This window comes from Dyadobacter sp. CECT 9275 (genome assembly GCF_907164905.1).
GTDB classification, from domain to species: domain Bacteria; phylum Bacteroidota; class Bacteroidia; order Cytophagales; family Spirosomataceae; genus Dyadobacter; species Dyadobacter helix.
This window is the reverse complement of sequence record NZ_CAJRAF010000001.1, coordinates 1236223-1253288: the sequence shown is the minus strand read 5'-3', so window position 1 is coordinate 1253288 and position 17066 is coordinate 1236223. Positions and strand designations below refer to the sequence as shown.

Below are 17066 nucleotides of genomic sequence, written 5' to 3'. Positions count from 1 at the left end.
GAATAGATTTTTTGATTACCACATCTTTCTTCTTTCGCGTACAATCTCTTAAAGAAAGTTAAAATTTAAACCGGGACTGGCACGAGAAGCATCAAGCACGCGTTAAACTTAATATCTATCATCAGATTTTTTATTTACCGACCAACAATTCATATGCAATACAATATTCTTTGGGCAGATGACGAAATAGATCTTCTCAAACCCCATATCATGTTTTTGACCAACAAAGGTTACAACGTTACTCCGGTAAACAGCGGAGCCGATGCCCTTGACCGAATCGAAAACGACCGTTTTGATATTGTCTTCCTCGACGAAATGATGCCCGGAATGACAGGGCTTGAAACTTTGGCCCAAATCAAACAACAGCAGCCGAACCTTCCCGTGGTCATGATTACGAAAAGCGAAGAAGAACACATCATGGAAGATGCCATTGGCTCCAAGATTGACGATTACCTAATTAAACCCCTTAATCCCAATCAGATACTACTGTCTGTAAAGAAAATACTGGACAACAAACGCCTGGTTACGGAAAAAACGACACTTTCGTATCAGCAGGAATTCCGGAACCTGGCTATGCAGTACCAGGACAGAATCGGGCACGAAGAATGGGCTGATATTTATAAAAAACTCATCTACTGGGAACTTGAACTTGAGAGCTCAGAAGACCAGGGGATGGCGGAGGTATTCAGCATGCAGAAAAGTGATGCCAATGCCAATTTCTGCAAATTTATTGAAGAAGAATATGAGGAATGGCTGAATGACCCGCGTTCCAACAAGCCGATCCTGTCGCACCAGCTGATGAAACAGAAGGTATTCCCGCACCTGAAAGGATCCGGAGAGCCGCTGTTTTTTCTCCTGATAGATAATTTCAGGTATGATCAGTGGAAAATGATACAGCCGATTCTTCAGGAATATTTCAATATTGAGGAAGAGTCGTCGTATTATTCCATCCTGCCCACCACCACCGGGTATGCCAGAAATGCCATTTTCTCTGGGTTAATGCCCAGTGAAATGGAACGTAAACATCCGCATTGGTGGGTAAGTGATGAAAACACTCCGGACGGCGAAGAAGGCCTCAACAATCACGAACAGGATTTCCTTCAGAAACAGCTGGATATGAATCATCTTAATATCAAGATGTCATACAACAAGATTTTGAATACCAATCAGGGAAAATCGCTGATCGATAATTTTAATAACCTGCTCAACAACCAGCTGAATGTGATCGTCTACAATTTTGTAGATATGCTTTCCCATGCCCGGACGGATGTACAGATGATCAAGGAGCTCGCGCCGGACGAAGCCGCTTACCGCTCTCTCACCCGTTCGTGGTTCCAGCATTCACCACTGCTCGACTTCATCAAAAAAGTAGCTGAAAAAAAATGCCGGCTGATTCTGACGACGGACCATGGTATGATCAGGGTTCAGAAACCGGTGAAAATCATAGGTTACCGCGAGACCAATACCAACCTCCGTTACAAACACGGGAAAAACCTTGGCTTTGATGATAAAAACCTGATGGTATGCCGCAAGCCGGAAAGGATATTTCTTCCCAAACCGCACGTATCGACTTCCTATGTTTTCACAAAAGAGGATTACTTCTTTGCTTATCCCAATAACTTCAACCAGTATGTGAATCTTTACCGGGATACTTTCCAGCACGGCGGAGTATCTCTGGAAGAGATGATCATTCCTTATATTGATCTGAAAGCGAAGTAAGCGTTTTCAGTAAGGTGGTTTACAAATACTACCTTCAACAACGCCAATAGCTATAAAAAAACAGTTCACTGTAATCAGGGAAAATACCTGCATACGGTGAACTGTTTTTTATAAACTTCCATAAACTACCCCTCCAGAACACTCCCGTTTTCACATTTCAATACCCTTGCCGGGAATTTTCTGAGAAATTCGTGATTGTGAGTGGCCATCAAAATGGCGGTTCCTGCGTTGTTAATGGTTTTGAACACCTGCATGATCTGGTCCGCCACCTCAGGGTCAAGGTTGCCCGTAGGCTCATCGGCAATCAAAATTTTGGGTTCGTTTAACATTGCCCGTGCAATTACGATGCGCTGCTGTTCACCGCCAGAAAGCTGATGGGGCATTCTTTTCTGGGAAGTACCCAGGCCTACCTGCATCAACACTTCGGCAATCCGTTTGGATATTTTGGATGGATTGGTCCAGCCTGTGGCTTTCAATACAAAGGCCAGGTTATCCTCAACACAACGATCAGACAACAGCTGAAAATCCTGGAAAACAATACCAATCTTTCTGCGCAGGAACGGTATGTCTGCTCTTTTGATCTTGTGCAATTCATACCCTGCCACTTTGGCCGAACCGGTATGAAGCCACAGATCAGCATAGAGCGTTTTGAGCAAAGAGCTTTTGCCGCTACCCGTGCGTCCGATCATATAAACGAATTCTCCTTCATTAATCTCAAAGTGCACATCGTTTAATACTGGCCTTTCACCCTGGTAGATATCCGCCCGGTCCAGTTTTATAATCGGCTCTGAATGATCAGTCATAGGAAAAGTTGGCAGTTTTTAGTTAACAGCATTTGACTAACCGTTAACAGATACCCTGATTTACTACTTTGAGCGAAGCCATGACACTTTTCTTATGTCTGCGACCTCGCTCAAACCATATTTTAACTCAAATTACAATCAACCTCAGGAATTTCCTTTTTGGTAATCGGAAAGGAATTTCGCCAGACCAATATCCGTAAGCGGGTGTTTCAGCAAGGCTTCAATTGCGCTCAGCGGGCCAGTCATTACGTCTGCACCAAGTTCAGCACACTGTAAAATGTGCATCGGGTGGCGAACAGAAGCAGCCAGAACTTGCGTTTCATAGCCGTAATTTCTGTAAATAGTAAGGATCTGCTCGATCAGCGCGATACCATCTGTTGAGATATCGTCCAAACGGCCGATAAACGGAGAAACATAAGTTGCACCTGCCTTGGCGGCCAATAAGGCTTGCCCCGCAGAAAATATAAGCGTACAATTGGTGCGTACACCTTTGCCCGAGAAGTACTTCAACGCTTTAACACCGTCTTTGATCATCGGGATTTTCACAACAATTTTTTCGTCGATTTCAATGAGTTCTTCCCCTTCCCGTATCATCCCTTCCAAATCGGTCGAGATCACCTCAGCGCTCACGTCACCGTCAACGATATCGCAAATTGCTTTATAGTGACGCATGATATTATCCTTTCCCGTAATTCCTTCTTTCGCCATAAGCGAAGGATTGGTGGTAACACCATCTAAAACCCCTAATAAGTGGGCTTCCTGTATCTCTTTAAGATTGGCAGTATCAATAAAAAATTTCATCGCGAAAATTGAATGGTTAAGTATATTCCACAAAAGTAGGAAACGCTTGTGAAAAGCAAAAAGAAAGGCAAAAATGAAAAGTGAGGAAACAAAAAAAGGCAAACCGAGAATCTCACCGCATCGACCACCTACCCTTGCTTCCGTCAGGACCTGGGGGATTCGGAAGGAGCTGGTAGTTCCGATTTGCCGTTGCAAAGATAAAGACATTTTATTGACAAAAAGAAAACATTCAATTCATCTTTCGTCTTACTTTTGCAAGAATCAACTCGTAATGAATGATTATGCCCCGAATATTTTTTTTATTTTTTTTATTTCTGCTCCATTCCTGTTCCCAATCCTCTGACGCTTTTCTCCAGAAAGGGAAAACTCTGATGAAGGAGGGCAAGACGAAAGAAGCCATTGAATTCATCAACAAAGCCATTGAAAAAAACACCTCCAGCGCCGAAGCCTTTAATTTGAGAGGGGTAGCTTATTATGAACTTAAGGAGTACGACAACGCATTGCTGGACTTTAATCAGGCCGTGAAACTGGCTCCGGAATCTTACCGTGCCTATTTCAACCGGGGTTTGTTATATACCGACGAGAATAAGTTGGATTCTGCCCTGAACAACTATAATGAGGCCGCCAGGCTTGCCCCTGATACCGCGGATATCTTCCTGAATCGCGGACAGTTATATGCTTTACTGGACCAGCCGGAGCAGGCAATACCGGATTTCGAAAAAGCAACACGGCTGGACGAAAACAATGCACAGGCATGGTATAACCTGGGTAATACTTACTTCCGCAGGAAAGACTATAAAAAAGCAACGCTGGCTTTCCGCCAAACCATCCGACTGGACGGAAAAAACGGAAAGGCGTTTTACGGCCTTGCGATGGCCCAATGGAACGACGGTGAAAAGGATATTTCCTGCACCACTTTCAGGCAGGCGCTTGACCTGGGTTATTCCGATGCTCAGGTGGCACTGGCGCAGTACTGCAGATAGTAACTTTGATCGACTTAATCCAATGGCGATAGATTCCGGCTGGCCCGCATCTATCGCCATTTTTGTAAAATCGAAAAAATTTAGCCCTGTCTGTGACATTTAGGTACTGATTAGCAACTAATACTGCTGAACGAAATTATATACTTGAATGAATTCCAGACTTCAGGAAGATTTTATCAGGACTATCAGGGAATATCAGGGAGTGATCAGCAGCATTTGCCTGGCTTATTATTCCGTGCCTGAGGATGTGAAGGATGCCAGGCAGGACGTCATTCTCCAGTTATGGCGCTCTTTCCCAACGTTTCGTGGCGAAGCGAAGATCAGTACCTGGGTCTACCGGGTAACGCTTAATACCATTCTGGCCAAAAGAAAAAGAGAAGTAAGGAGGACGGTAAGCGAATCGCTCTCTGAAACACACCTGAATAGTATCCCCGAGCCGTTATCACGTGATATCGAGGATACCCAGGAATTGGCTCTTCTCATCAGCCACCTGGACGACAACGACAAGGCCGTTATACTTCGTTTTTCTGGAAGGATACCACAATAAGGAAATAGCAGAAATACTTCAGCAAACGCCGTCGAATATCAGCACGAGGCTAACGAGAATCAGGATCAAACTTAAAAAACAATTTTGCAATGAAATTAAATAGCCTGAGACCAGCCTGGGACAGATATAAAAGGACCTCCCAGATACCAGACATCACGACCGATGAGATCCTTGAGGTGATTGGCCAGGATGTTCAAGCCGGTTACCAGGTCCAGCGCTTACTTTACAATACCATTCTCTTTTCATTTCTCATCGTTTTCTGCCAAACCTGCTGACCTGTGCATGCTTCGTTAATTACCTATATCCTTTGGGATATCCGCCCCAACATTTTTCCTGGGCTTGAAATACCCCGATGGTACGGTTTATTTTGGGCCCTTGGGATAACACTGAGTTTTGCCGTCATCAGATACATTTATAAAGCAGACAAAAGACCTGTTGAAGAAATAGATACCCTTGGTCTGTATGTGATGATCGGTACCATTGTTGGCGCAAGACTGGGGCATATTTTGTTCTACGATCCGGACTATTACCTAACCCATCCAATTGAAATTCTGCCGATCTCTCTTGAACCCGAACTCCATTTCACTGGATTAGCCGGGCTGGCAAGCCATGGAGGAGGTATCGGGGTGGTTTTGGCAATATTTTTCTATTCCCGCAATTACGGGATCCGTTTTTTGTGGCTTTTGGACCGTGTCGCCATCATTGCGCCTTTATCGGGAGTACTTATCCGCCTGGGTAATCTGATAAATTCAGAAATGATAGGTCTGCCCACGACCGTCCCCTGGGCCTTTGTATTTGTCCATACCGACCATATTCCGCGGCATCCGGCACAGTTATATGAAGCCATCTATTGTCTGATCCTGTTTGTCGTGCTGTTCTGGCTCTGGAAAAACCGAAGCGGCAAGATGGCCGAAGGAATGCTGTTCAGTCTGTTCATTACGCTACTTTTCACACTCCGTTTCGTAGATGAATTCTTCAAAATCAATCAGGAAGAATTTGAAAATGCGCTTCCACTGAACATGGGCCAGCTATTAAGTATTCCATATATCATCGCTGGCCTCCTGATGCCTCTGGTAATCCGAAAACAAAAAATGCCGGCTGACAAGTTACCTCAGTACTGAGGCATCCATTAGTGCGGTATACAGAATGTTAAACCCAACAACAATATTTCCATATTTTCGTAATGTTATAAAGAAGTATGTCAGGCGGCACCCTGCTTAATTTTGATCCGATACGAAATGAAAATACGATTTGGCTTAATCATTTTGACCTCACTGGCTGTTTCCTGCGGAAAAGAATCCGGCTCCATATCGGGAAGCTGGGTAAGGGATATGGACGAACAGCCACAGTTCAAGCAGGGTTTTACCTTAAAAGATGATGGCAGCGCATTGGCCATCAACCAGTTATCCAAAACCTACGAAACCTGGGAAAAACAGGGCAATCTGTTGATAATCACTGGCAAAGAAACAAGCCAGGAACCTGCCCTGCTGATCAGAGATACCCTGAAAATTATTTCGGTCAGTGACAGTACCCTGATACTGGAAAATGCCGGCCAGCGACATACCTTTTCGCGGACTGCCAATCCTACGAAAGCGGTGGAAAACTTTGAGACTTTCTCCTGTTATACCTACACCTTCAAAAAGGATACTGCCTTCATGAAATTGAACATCACAGATACCATCGTGACGGGCGATCTGGAATATTCACTTTTTGAAAAAGATAAAAACGATGGTAAATTAAAAGGAACCCTCAATGGCGATACCCTCTGGGCAGCCTATAGTTTTATTTCAGAAGGGGTAGAATCAACGAGAGAAATGGTATTTCTCAGAAAAGGAGACGACTGGCTGGAAGGATTCGGAAAAATGGAAGACAAAGCGGGAACGTCAACCTTCGCAGATAAAAATCAGTTACGATTCAGAAAAGGGTTATTGTTCAAAAGAACCGAATGTCCCTGAAAGCTCTGCTGCTTTTTAGCTGCCGATATCCAAAATACACACAAATATTCCGGCACTGCTGACATACCCTTGTCATTAAAAGACCGGATTTTTGTCAGGTACCAACAAATACCAGCATGACTAAACTTGATCTGACCAAAGCCTACAAGGCCTACTTTTCGGCCAAAACAAAACCTGAAACAGTTGTAATAGAGACGGCAAAGTTTATTTCCATCCGCGGTAAAGGTGATCCTTCGGAATCTGCATTTGCGAAAACTCTCCAGGCCTTGTATGCCACAGCTTACGCGCTCAAATTCCATTATAAAGAAAGCGGTGACGATTTCACAGTATCCAAACTTGAGGGCCAGTGGTGGTTTGACGAAGAGAAATTCGGGTTTCCGTCCATTTCAGAAACACCCAGGCTGGTTCCCCGGAGGGAATGGGACTACCGGATGCTGATCAGGATGCCGGTGTTTGTTACAGAGACGGACGTAAAAAAGATAATCCAGTCTGTTAAACTGAAAAAAGATATTCCTCTCATCGAAACCGTAGCCTATTATGAAATGGAAGAAGGCTTATCAATCCAGCTACTGCATGTAGGCCCATTTGAAACCGAACCCGAATCTCTTTCCAAAATCCAGGAATATGCCACGGCCCACAACCTTGACAAAAACGGCCTGCATCACGAAATTTACCTTTCCGATTTCAGGAAAACACCGCCCTCCAAACTGAAAACAATTTTGAGAGAACCGGTTAAAGTAAAAGCGAATTAGGTTCGTTGGCACCCAACAAATGTACATTCCAAGTGACTTTTAAAGATTTCACCTCACCATTTTGCAATCGTAATCTTTAACTATATCTTCGTTTTTTCTCACATTTTCTTAATTTTAACCAGGAAAAATGAAAAAGCCTCTTATAGGTTTGTACCTTATCGGACTGTCCTTTATAATACCTTCTCTGCTGTCAGCCCAGGAATTATCCTCTCAAAAAGTACCCCTGGACCCTGACGTGAAAATGGGAAAACTCAAGAACGGACTTACCTATTATATCAAAAAAAATCAGGAACCTAAAAACCGGGCGGAGCTCAGGCTTGCCATTAAAGCAGGCTCCATTCTGGAAACTGACGCTCAGCAGGGGCTGGCGCATTTCATGGAACACATGAATTTTAACGGCACCAAGAATTTTCCAAAAAACGAACTGGTTAATTTTCTTCAAAAAACAGGTGTCCGCTTCGGTGCAGATCTGAATGCTTACACAGGTTTTGATGAAACCGTATATCAGCTTCCGATACCAACCGACTCTGCCGGGCTGCTGGACAAAGGATTACAAGTACTGGAAGACTGGGCTCACAGTGCGTTGCTTGATCCGTCGGAAATAGATAAGGAACGGGGTGTGGTACTGGAAGAATCCCGCCTGGGGCGCGGCGCACAGCAACGGATGCGCGACAAGTACCTGAAGATGATACTGAATAATTCAAGATATGTACAGCGGCTGCCTATTGGGAAAGACAGTATCCTGAAAACTTTCAAGCCCGAAACCATCAAAGCATTTTACAAAGATTGGTATCGCCCCGACCTGATGGCCGTTATCGCGGTGGGAGATTTTGATCCGGCCAAAGTGGAGGCAGCAATTATTAAAAAGTTCGGGTCTATCCCTGCGGCTGTTGCGCCTAAAAAACGCGTGGAATACACCATACCCCTGGACGGAACCAACAATATTGCAATTGTTACCGACCCTGAATATCCCCAGAATGTAGTACAGCTTATTTACAAACTTCCTGGCAAACACGAAAAGACGTTAAAAGATGTGCGCGACAATTTTGCGCAGGCGCTTTACAACTCCATGATGGGGCAGCGGATTCAGGAACTTACCCAAAAAGCAAATCCACCGTTTTTGTATGGCGCGAGCCAGTACGGCGAGTTTCTGGGGAATCTTGATTCCTACAATTCCATTGCACTGGCCAAAGATGCGGCCTCCGTGGAAACCGCAATTACCGCTTTATTAAACGAAAATATCCGTGTTCAGAAATTCGGCTTTACTGAGCCTGAGCTGGAACGTGCCAAAAAGGATTTCCTAAACTCTGTGGAACAGTATTATAAGGAAAAAGACAAAACCAAATCGTCCAGCCACGTTCAGGAATATCTGGATCATTTTCTGCATAAAAAGCCATTTATGGGTGCCGAAAGCTATTACAACTTTGTTCAGAAACACCTGGCAAGTGTGAAGCTCGAGGAAATAAATATGTTGGCGAAAACATACATATCCAAGAAAAACCTGTCGGTGATTGTGATGGCGTCCGACAAGGGCAAAGATGTTTTGCCTACCGAGGAAAAGATAAAAGAACTGCTGGCTGATGCAGGAAAAGATGTAGCCGCCTATGTAGACGACGCCGTGAACACTCCCCTGCTCTCTCAGGACCCGAAACCCGGAAAGGTGACGGCAGAAAAACAATTGCCCAAGCTCGGCACTACCGAACTGGTACTGTCCAACGGTGTGAAGGTATATCTGAAACCCACCGATTTTAAGAACGACGAAATCCTCATTAAAGCAACCGGAAAAGGAGGATACTCACTGTTTCCGAACGAACGGGAAACGGGAATGTTTACCAGCTACCTGATACGGGCGGGCGGACTTGGGCCTTATAACCAGTCTCAGCTACAGAAATTCCTTGCTGGCAAAACGGTGAACGGAGGCCCGTACATTGGGGAACTGACCGAAGGAATAGAAGGAAGTACCAGTCCCAAAGACCTGGAAACAACCCTCCAGTTACTGTATGCCTTGTTTACGGAACCCCGGAAAGATGCAGATGTGGTAAGTGGGATACTTTCCTATCAGAAGTCTTATCTTGAAAACATGCAAAAAACGCTCACTCCGGAAAAAGTATTCTCTGATTCACTGAATGCCGTACTAACCAGCAACGATCCCAGAAGAGCGCCTCTTAAACCTGAAAGTATTGACAAGGTAAATCTGGACCGGGCTGCTGAGATATATAAAGACCGGTTCTCGGATGCCTCCGATTTCGTATTCACCTTTGTTGGCGCTTTTAGCATTGAAGCAATCAAACCATTACTGGAAAAATATCTGGGCGGGTTACCCTCCACCGACCGTGACGACACCTATAAACATCTGAATATTTTCCCGCCAAAAGGGCGCATCGAAAAAACGATCTACAAGGGACTGGAACCGAAAAGCCGCGTCATGATGGTGTATAGTGGCGAATATGATTACAGCCCTGAAAATAATATCAAAATTGAAGCCCTGCAGGAAGTTCTGCAGATCAAATTAATCGAAGCGCTTCGTGAAGAGGAAAGCGGAGTTTATGGAGTGGGTATTTCAGAAAGTACCGACAAGATACCGACCGGTCATTATCGGTTTAATATCAACTTTGGCTGCGGGCCTGAAAACGTTGATAAGCTTGTAAAACGTACTATGGAGGAAATCAGCAAGGTAAAACAGAAAGGTGCGGATGCACGTGATATCGAAAAATTTGTAGCCGAAACAAAAAGAAAAACCGAAGTTGCACTTAAAACCAATAATTTCTGGCTGGACTATATTGATGACAATATCTTTTTAGGAGATGATCTGGAAGAAGTTTTCCGGCAGGATGAACTCCTGAAAACGATAACGCCCGCCAGTACTAAAGAAGCGGCCGAAAAATACTTCAACGACGCGAACTTTATCAAAATGGTGCTTATGCCTGAGAAAAAATAGCTAAAACCCAGGGCTGAGGCAGAAAGCCTGTTGCATTTCCTGCCTCAGTTCATTTAAAGTATTCAGATCAGCACTATTTTCGATATATCCTTTTCAGACCATCAATAAGAAACATCAGGTCGTTCAGGCGGATCTGATACATGGTACTTAACATCATACCGAGTTTACCGGCAGGGAAGCCTTTATTATCAAACCATTCGAGATAAGAAACCGGGAGGTCGGTTATTAACCAGTCCTTATACTTCCCGAAAGGCATCCTGTAAACAATCAGCTCCTTAAGCATTTCAGGGTCCGGCTGTGATAAGTCTTTCATTGATATTCTAATTTATTAAAGTACTTCTTGCATTTCAATCTCAATCCCCTTCCCTAAGCTTTACAATAAGATCTGTTTTAAGATCAAATAACCCTTTTTCCAAACCAACAGGATAAGTATGCGGGTTCACGAAACGTTTGATACCCTTGTGAAAACAACTTAGCTGCTCCCGAACACGCTCCCGACTGTCATGAACCGTGGGGAGATTATATATCAGCTTACCGCCTGCAAAAATAGGAGTCAATAAATCCTCAAAAACAGAAGTTTCTGAAAAAGAACGGTTTCTGGTAAAATCATAAGGATCTACCATTGTTGTTTTCCCGGCAGGTGGTGCTTCTATGTTAAAAATCATATCAGAAATAAATCCTTTATTATCCCTGAACCGCCTTACCTGCTGGATACCCGGTGTCGAAATTTTGATGGCCTGCTCCGATAATTTCAATTTATAATCCCATTCTCCCGTCTCATTCCGGATAGCAGCCAGCTTATAAACGCCCCCGAGTGCAGGCTGGTCGTAGGCAGTCACAAGCTTGGTCCCGATCCCCCAGATATTGATACGCGCACCCTGGATTTTCAAACTGTCCATAATGTATTCATCAAGATCATTACTGGCAACAATGCTGGTTTTTTCGAAACCTTCTTCATCCAGCATACGCCTGGCTTCAATACTGAGGTATGCCAGGTCTCCTGAATCAAGCCTGATGGCGCCCAGGTCATAACCTCTTTCACGAAGTTGCTTTCCGACCTCAATAGCGTGTTTTACCCCTTTTAAAGAATCATAAGTATCTACCAGAAGAGTAACATTGTTTGGCATATACCTGGCGTATGTTTCAAATGCCTCCATTTCAGTATCAAATGACATGACCCAACTGTGTGCATGTGTACCCTTCACAGGTATGCCATACAGTTTACCTGCGAGTACATTTGAAGTAGCATCAAAACCGCCGATATAAGCCGCCCTGCTGGCTGTCATCCCGCCGTCGGGTCCCTGTGCGCGACGGAGCCCGAATTCCAAAAGCGTATCGTCTTTGGCCACAAGCCTCATGCGCGCAGCTTTTGTGGCTATGAGCGACTGAAAATTGATAAGGTTTAACAGAGGAGTTTCCAGTAACTGGCACTGAAGTATGGGACCCTGGATGCGTATCAGAGGTTCATTGGGAAAAACCACGGTACCTTCCGGAATCGCATCCACACTACACTTCAGCTTCATCGCTCGCAGATATTGTAAAAACCCAGGTTCAAAAAGCGGGCGGTTATCCGAGCCCGTCAGAGAAGCAATGTATTGAAGATCCTGCTCATCCACACGGTATTCATTCAGATAATCTATTACGCTGCTCAGTCCGCAGGCAATGGTAAAACCACCCTGGAACGGATGCCTCCGAAAGTACAGATTAAATACGGCCTCTTGCTCTGCCTTTCCAGATTTCCAATAGCCGTAAGCCATGGTAAGCTGATAAAGATCAGTTAACAGGCCCAGAGAAGTGTCGTATAGCTGGTTAATCATATCACTGAAACAGGGAAATAACAACACTAGTTAATAAAAATTCCCGGCTAATTCTAAATATCAGCATACCGTCAGCCTTGAACGGAGCTACAGACACAGGCCCTTCTTGCTGAATCACCGAAGTTTTGCTTTTTTTTAAGCCGTTTAATCTTTTTAGCCCCGTTTGTCGTATGTATGCAAGTGCCCCGGAGGAATAGAAATACAAATTATTAAGTATATGAATAAAGAAGTAATTGAAAAAACAAAATTAGTGGCAGGTAACATCAGGAAGTTAAGGGAATACAGAGAATACACACAAGAATATATGGCTATGAAGCTTGGTATTTCTCAAAATGCTTATAGTAAAATTGAACTCGCTTACACCCGTATTACACTTGAGAGAATGATACAAATCTCCATCATCCTCAATATTGACCTGGTTGATCTGCTGAAGGGAAATCTTGAAGACACTATTGTAGCAAAGGCCAATAAGATAAAATAGAGGCATTAAAATTCATTTCACCCGTTGTTATGTTACCGTAAAGTACAATACGGAAACATAACCCCTTTTTATTTGCATACCGCTTACTTGGCAACGGCTCAGCAGGCTTAGCGGCCCCCAAAGCTTTCCTAATTCCGGATACAGAAATTTTTTATCTACTTCATGCAACTTTTGTCGTGAAGGTGCATCTGTTTGTCAAGGACACCGGCTTCTCCGTTCATACAGCAGAAAAACCTTTTATGTAATCTAAGGTTCTATGTTATGCAAAGTACTTACTTTTGCAATGTACCGAGGAGCTGGTCAGTGATAAAAGCAGAAAGATATCGTTCTGACTTTCACACTGAGCCCCTGACAAAATCAATAGCCATGAAATACTTATTAAGCCTAACTGCAGCATTCTTGCTGAGTGTAAACCTGGTGTTTGCCCAAACACAAAAAGGGAAAATTATGGGAAGCGTTCTGGACGAAAAAAATCAGGCATTCCCTTTTGTGAACGTCTTACTTCTTGCTCCTAGAGATTCCTCACTGATTCAAGGACTAGCTGCCGATGAAAACGGAAAGTTCGTTTTTGACCAGATAACCGAGGGAAATTATATCATAAACGTTTCAATGGTGGGTTATGCAAAAGCTTTCAGTGAAACGGTAAAAGTGAACGGAAACACCATAGACCTTCCTGCTTTTGTGCTCAAACCGGATGTTCAGGCCTTAAATGAAGTTACTGTGGTTGCAAAGAAGCCATTCATTGAACAGCAAATTGACAGAACCGTAATTAATGTTGAGAATAGCATTGTTTCAGCAGGTGCCACGGCCCTGGAAGTCCTGGAACGAGCACCCGGAGTCACTGTTGATCAGCAGAATGAGCAGCTTAAACTCCGTGGAAAAGAAGGAGTTATTGTGCAGATAGATGGAAAACAAACCTTTCTTTCTCAGCAGGAACTCATCAATCTGCTCCGCAATACACCCAGTGATAATATTGAAAAAATTGAACTGATCACCAACCCTTCAGCCAAATATGATGCCGCTGGTAACTCGGGCATCATCAATATTAAAATGAAACGGAATAAAAATTATGGTACCAACGGCAATGTCAATCTGGGGTTTGCTCATTCCAGATATGCCAGGGAAAATGCCTCGGCCACCATCAATCACCGAGAAGGGAAAATTAGTACGTTTGCTACGGTAAGTACCTATTTATGGAAAGGTTTTAACAATAACGACATTTACCGCCGGATTCCTTATGACGGAAAAGTTACCATTTTTGACCAGCACACCGAGCGTACCAACAAAGGACAATACCACAACCTGCGCGCCGGACTTGACTTTTTTGCAACCGAAAAAACGACAATAGGCGTACTGGTTTCCGGTTTTGTGAATGACTGGGACAACCCGTTCGGGCAAACCAATACGCGCATCTTGAATGAAGATCTTACGCTTCAGAGGACCTTTCGTACCAACGTCTATAACGGGGGAAAAATGAATAATTACAACGCCAATTTTAACCTCAAACATCAGTTTGACAAACAAGGCAAGGAATTAACTTTTGATGCTGACTATGTTTCATACTCCGGCAAAAACAACAGTACCCTTGACACCCGGTACTTTTTACCGTCTGGTGAATCCAGCGGAAATCCTGAAATTGTCCGGAATAACATGCCGTTCAATATCAGGATAGGTGTAGCCAAAATAGATTATACCCAGCCTTTGTGGAAAGGGAAATTTGAAACCGGTGCCAAGTCAAGCTATGTCAGTTCGGACAATAATATGGTTTTTGAAACAAAAGCAGATGACTGGCAACTGGATCCGACTCGCTCGAATCGTTTCAAATACACTGAAAACGTTAATGCAGCCTATCTGAATTACAGCGGAGCGATCTCTAAAAAAATAAAGTATCAGTTGGGTGTTCGGGGAGAACATACGCATTCGGTCGGCAATTCCGTTACACTGAACCAGATACGGGACAGAAATTATATCAACTTTTTCCCCAGCGTATTTTTATCCAATCAGCTGGACACCAATAATGTTATCAATCTTTCGTACAGTCGCCGGATCGACAGGCCCAATTACCAGTCATTGAACCCTTTTGAGTTTTACCTCGACCCATATACTTTCCAGAGAGGTAATCCTAATCTGAAACCGCAATACACGCATGCCTTTCAGCTGGTACATGTTTATAAAAGTTTTCTCAACACCACACTGGCATATAGCAGGATTAAGGACATGATCGCAAATGAGCTGCCTCAACAAATCGCATCAGAAAACAAAACTTTTGTAACCTCTGAAAACCTTGAAAATCAGGACAATATCAGCCTGACGGTTTCTGCACCTATACCTATCAGAAAATGGTGGAGTGTCCAAACTAACTTTAGTGGAGTATATAATCATTATAAGTCTTTTTATCTTGATGAACAGCTTGATATAAGTCAGTTTAGCTGGAATATGTATGCCAACAGCCAGTTTACTTTACCAAAAGGGTGGTCCGCAGAGCTTTCTGGATGGTACAACAGCCGTGCGTTTTATGGTTTGTATGCTGCAAAACCAATGGGTATGGTAAATGCGGGGATTCAGAAAAACATTTTACAGAAAAAGGGGACGATCCGCCTGAACGTGAATGATATTTTCTGGACCAACAAATTCAGAGGATCTGCAAATTATAAGGATATTGATTTTCAGGTCAGGTCGCAATGGCCAAGCAGGCAGTTCAGAATAACCTTTACTTATCACTTTGGCAATCAGAATGTGAAAGGCGCACGTCAGAGAAATACAGGATCCGATGATCTTCAGAAACGTGCCGGAGGCAATTAAGAAAAAATCCCTTTTGAGGGTTAAAATATAAATTAGTTAGGTTTGTTATGCAGAAAATCCACCTCGCGCTTGCGGGGTGGATTCCTTATTTATAATATTCAAAACCTAAAGCATACTATGCCTGCAGTGCAGCAACTCCAGGCAGAATTTTACCTTCCATATATTCGAGCAGCGCACCACCACCTGTAGAAACATAACTTACGCGGTCGCCGTACCCTGCGTTATTGATGGCAGATGCGGAATCTCCTCCCCCAATCAGTGAGAATGCGTCATTTTCTTCAGTTGCCTTCACAACAGTTTCCGCAATAGCGTTGGTACCTTGCGCGAAATTGGAAAATTCAAAAACACCCATCGGGCCGTTCCAGAGAATTGTTTTTGAAGAAGACAGAATCTCAGAGAATAATTTTATTGTTTCGGGACCGATATCCAATCCCTGCCAGTCGTCAGGAATTTCGCCCGCTTTTACTACTTCTCGTTTCGCGTCATTACTAAATCCATCAGCAATAACGGTATCAACCGGCAGGATCAGATTTACGCCCTTACTTTTTGCCTTTTCAACAAGTTCAAGAGTAAGGTCCTGCTTATCGGCCTCAAGTAACGATTTTCCTATTCTCCCACCAGATGCTTTCGAAAAAGTGTAGGACATTCCGCCGCCTATGATCAGATTATCCACCTTATCCAGTAAACGCTCAATGATCAGCATTTTATCGGATATTTTCGCCCCGCCCATGATCGCAGTGAAAGGATGTTCCGAATGTTCAAGTAGCCTTTCCGCATTGTCCAGCTCGGCCTGCATCACATAGCCACAGACCTTATCGCTGAAAAACTTGCCGATAACGGCTGTGGAAGCATGTGCCCGGTGCGCTGTCCCGAAGGCATCCATCACCCATACGTCTCCCAGTTTTGATAATTTTTCCGCAAACTCATCATTTCCCTTTTCCTCTTCTTTATAAAAACGCAGGTTCTCCAGCAGCAATACTTCGCCTGGTTTCAGGCTGCCTGCCAGCTCGGTTGCGCTGGTTCCAACACAATCATCTGCAAATTTCACCGTTTTACCCAGTATCAAAGACAGGGGATTGACCAGATGTTTTAAAGAATATTTCTCAGAAGGACCATCTTTAGGGCGACCCAGGTGTGACATCAGGATTACGGATCCGCCGTCACTCAATATTTTACTGATAGTAGGTATTGTCGCACGAATTCTGGTATCATCCGTAATTTCAAATTTGTCATTAAGCGGTACGTTGAAATCAACGCGAACCAGCGCCTTTTTTCCGGAAAAATTGTAAGAATCTAATGTAGTCATGGGCTCGTAAAGTTGTTTTCCATTGGAAACAAATGTAATTTAATTCTTCATAATATGCTACGCAACCTCAAAAACCTCAGGACCGCACTTATTTAAATCCAAATTAAATTAAACATTATGATATAAATTATCCACTATTTCGGATTCGGCCGAATATTTTAA

15 protein-coding genes are annotated in these 17066 nt (G+C 43.7%); 10 read left to right on the top strand and 5 right to left on the bottom strand.

The window, feature by feature from the left end; translation table 11 throughout:
• Positions 1 to 153 precede the first annotated feature (153 nt).
• On the top strand, positions 154 to 1719 hold the full coding sequence (gene porX, locus KOE27_RS05135; RefSeq protein ID WP_215237757.1) for a T9SS response regulator signal transducer PorX: 1566 nt from the start codon (positions 154 to 156) through the stop codon (positions 1717 to 1719).
• Between the two features lie 125 nt (positions 1720 to 1844).
• Here the strand turns inward: porX and KOE27_RS05130 are convergent, their stop codons facing one another.
• Complete coding sequence (locus KOE27_RS05130) at positions 1845 to 2522, bottom strand: cell division ATP-binding protein FtsE (RefSeq protein WP_215237756.1); 678 nt, start codon at positions 2520 to 2522, stop codon at positions 1845 to 1847.
• A gap of 144 nt (positions 2523 to 2666) precedes the next feature.
• Complete coding sequence (gene fsa, locus KOE27_RS05125) at positions 2667 to 3323, bottom strand: fructose-6-phosphate aldolase (RefSeq protein WP_215237755.1); 657 nt, start codon at positions 3321 to 3323, stop codon at positions 2667 to 2669.
• Between the two features lie 275 nt (positions 3324 to 3598).
• Between fsa and KOE27_RS05120 the strand changes: the two genes are divergently transcribed.
• From KOE27_RS05120 to KOE27_RS05090, 7 genes are all read left to right on the top strand, one after another.
• Entirely contained in the window at positions 3599 to 4306 is a 708-nt protein-coding gene (locus KOE27_RS05120) for a tetratricopeptide repeat protein (protein WP_310590056.1), read from the top strand.
• 148 nt (positions 4307 to 4454) lie between these two features.
• On the top strand, positions 4455 to 4853 hold the full coding sequence (locus tag KOE27_RS05115; RefSeq protein WP_215237753.1) for an RNA polymerase sigma factor: 399 nt from the start codon (positions 4455 to 4457) through the stop codon (positions 4851 to 4853).
• Positions 4854 to 4942: 89 nt separating this feature from the next.
• Entirely contained in the window at positions 4943 to 5128 is a 186-nt protein-coding gene (locus tag KOE27_RS05110; protein WP_215237752.1) for a hypothetical protein, read from the top strand.
• Between the two features lie 3 nt (positions 5129 to 5131).
• A complete protein-coding gene (gene lgt, locus KOE27_RS05105; protein WP_215237751.1) occupies positions 5132 to 5974 on the top strand; it encodes a prolipoprotein diacylglyceryl transferase in 843 nt (280 codons plus the stop codon).
• A 117-nt stretch (positions 5975 to 6091) separates the two neighbouring features.
• On the top strand, positions 6092 to 6808 hold the full coding sequence (locus KOE27_RS05100; RefSeq protein ID WP_215237750.1) for a lipocalin family protein: 717 nt from the start codon (positions 6092 to 6094) through the stop codon (positions 6806 to 6808).
• 116 nt (positions 6809 to 6924) lie between these two features.
• On the top strand, positions 6925 to 7560 hold the full coding sequence (locus KOE27_RS05095; RefSeq protein ID WP_215237749.1) for a GyrI-like domain-containing protein: 636 nt from the start codon (positions 6925 to 6927) through the stop codon (positions 7558 to 7560).
• A 127-nt stretch (positions 7561 to 7687) separates the two neighbouring features.
• Positions 7688 to 10498, top strand: a complete 2811-nt coding sequence (locus KOE27_RS05090; protein ID WP_215237748.1) for a M16 family metallopeptidase — start codon at positions 7688 to 7690, stop codon at positions 10496 to 10498.
• Between the two features lie 73 nt (positions 10499 to 10571).
• On the opposite strand, the gene KOE27_RS05085 is transcribed toward KOE27_RS05090, so the two are convergent.
• Positions 10572 to 10811, bottom strand: coding sequence for a DUF3820 family protein (locus KOE27_RS05085; protein WP_215237747.1), 240 nt, complete (start codon positions 10809 to 10811; stop codon positions 10572 to 10574).
• A 40-nt stretch (positions 10812 to 10851) separates the two neighbouring features.
• Positions 10852 to 12315 (bottom strand): nicotinate phosphoribosyltransferase, encoded by a 1464-nt coding sequence (locus tag KOE27_RS05080; protein WP_215237746.1) that lies wholly within the window; start codon positions 12313 to 12315, stop codon positions 10852 to 10854.
• Positions 12316 to 12532: 217 nt separating this feature from the next.
• Between KOE27_RS05080 and KOE27_RS05075 the strand changes: the two genes are divergently transcribed.
• Both KOE27_RS05075 and KOE27_RS05070 read left to right on the top strand, forming a co-directional pair.
• Positions 12533 to 12796: a helix-turn-helix domain-containing protein gene (locus KOE27_RS05075; RefSeq protein ID WP_215237745.1), complete on the top strand. Its 264-nt coding sequence runs from the start codon at positions 12533 to 12535 to the stop codon at positions 12794 to 12796.
• Between the two features lie 366 nt (positions 12797 to 13162).
• Positions 13163 to 15598 carry an outer membrane beta-barrel protein gene (locus KOE27_RS05070; protein WP_215237744.1) on the top strand — a complete coding sequence of 812 codons (2436 nt, stop codon included), beginning with the start codon at positions 13163 to 13165 and terminating at the stop codon, positions 15596 to 15598.
• 115 nt (positions 15599 to 15713) lie between these two features.
• Here KOE27_RS05070 and KOE27_RS05065 read toward each other — a convergent pair whose 3' ends face one another.
• Positions 15714 to 16904 (bottom strand): phosphoglycerate kinase, encoded by a 1191-nt coding sequence (locus tag KOE27_RS05065; protein WP_215237743.1) that lies wholly within the window; start codon positions 16902 to 16904, stop codon positions 15714 to 15716.
• Between the last annotated feature and the right edge of the window lie 162 nt (positions 16905 to 17066).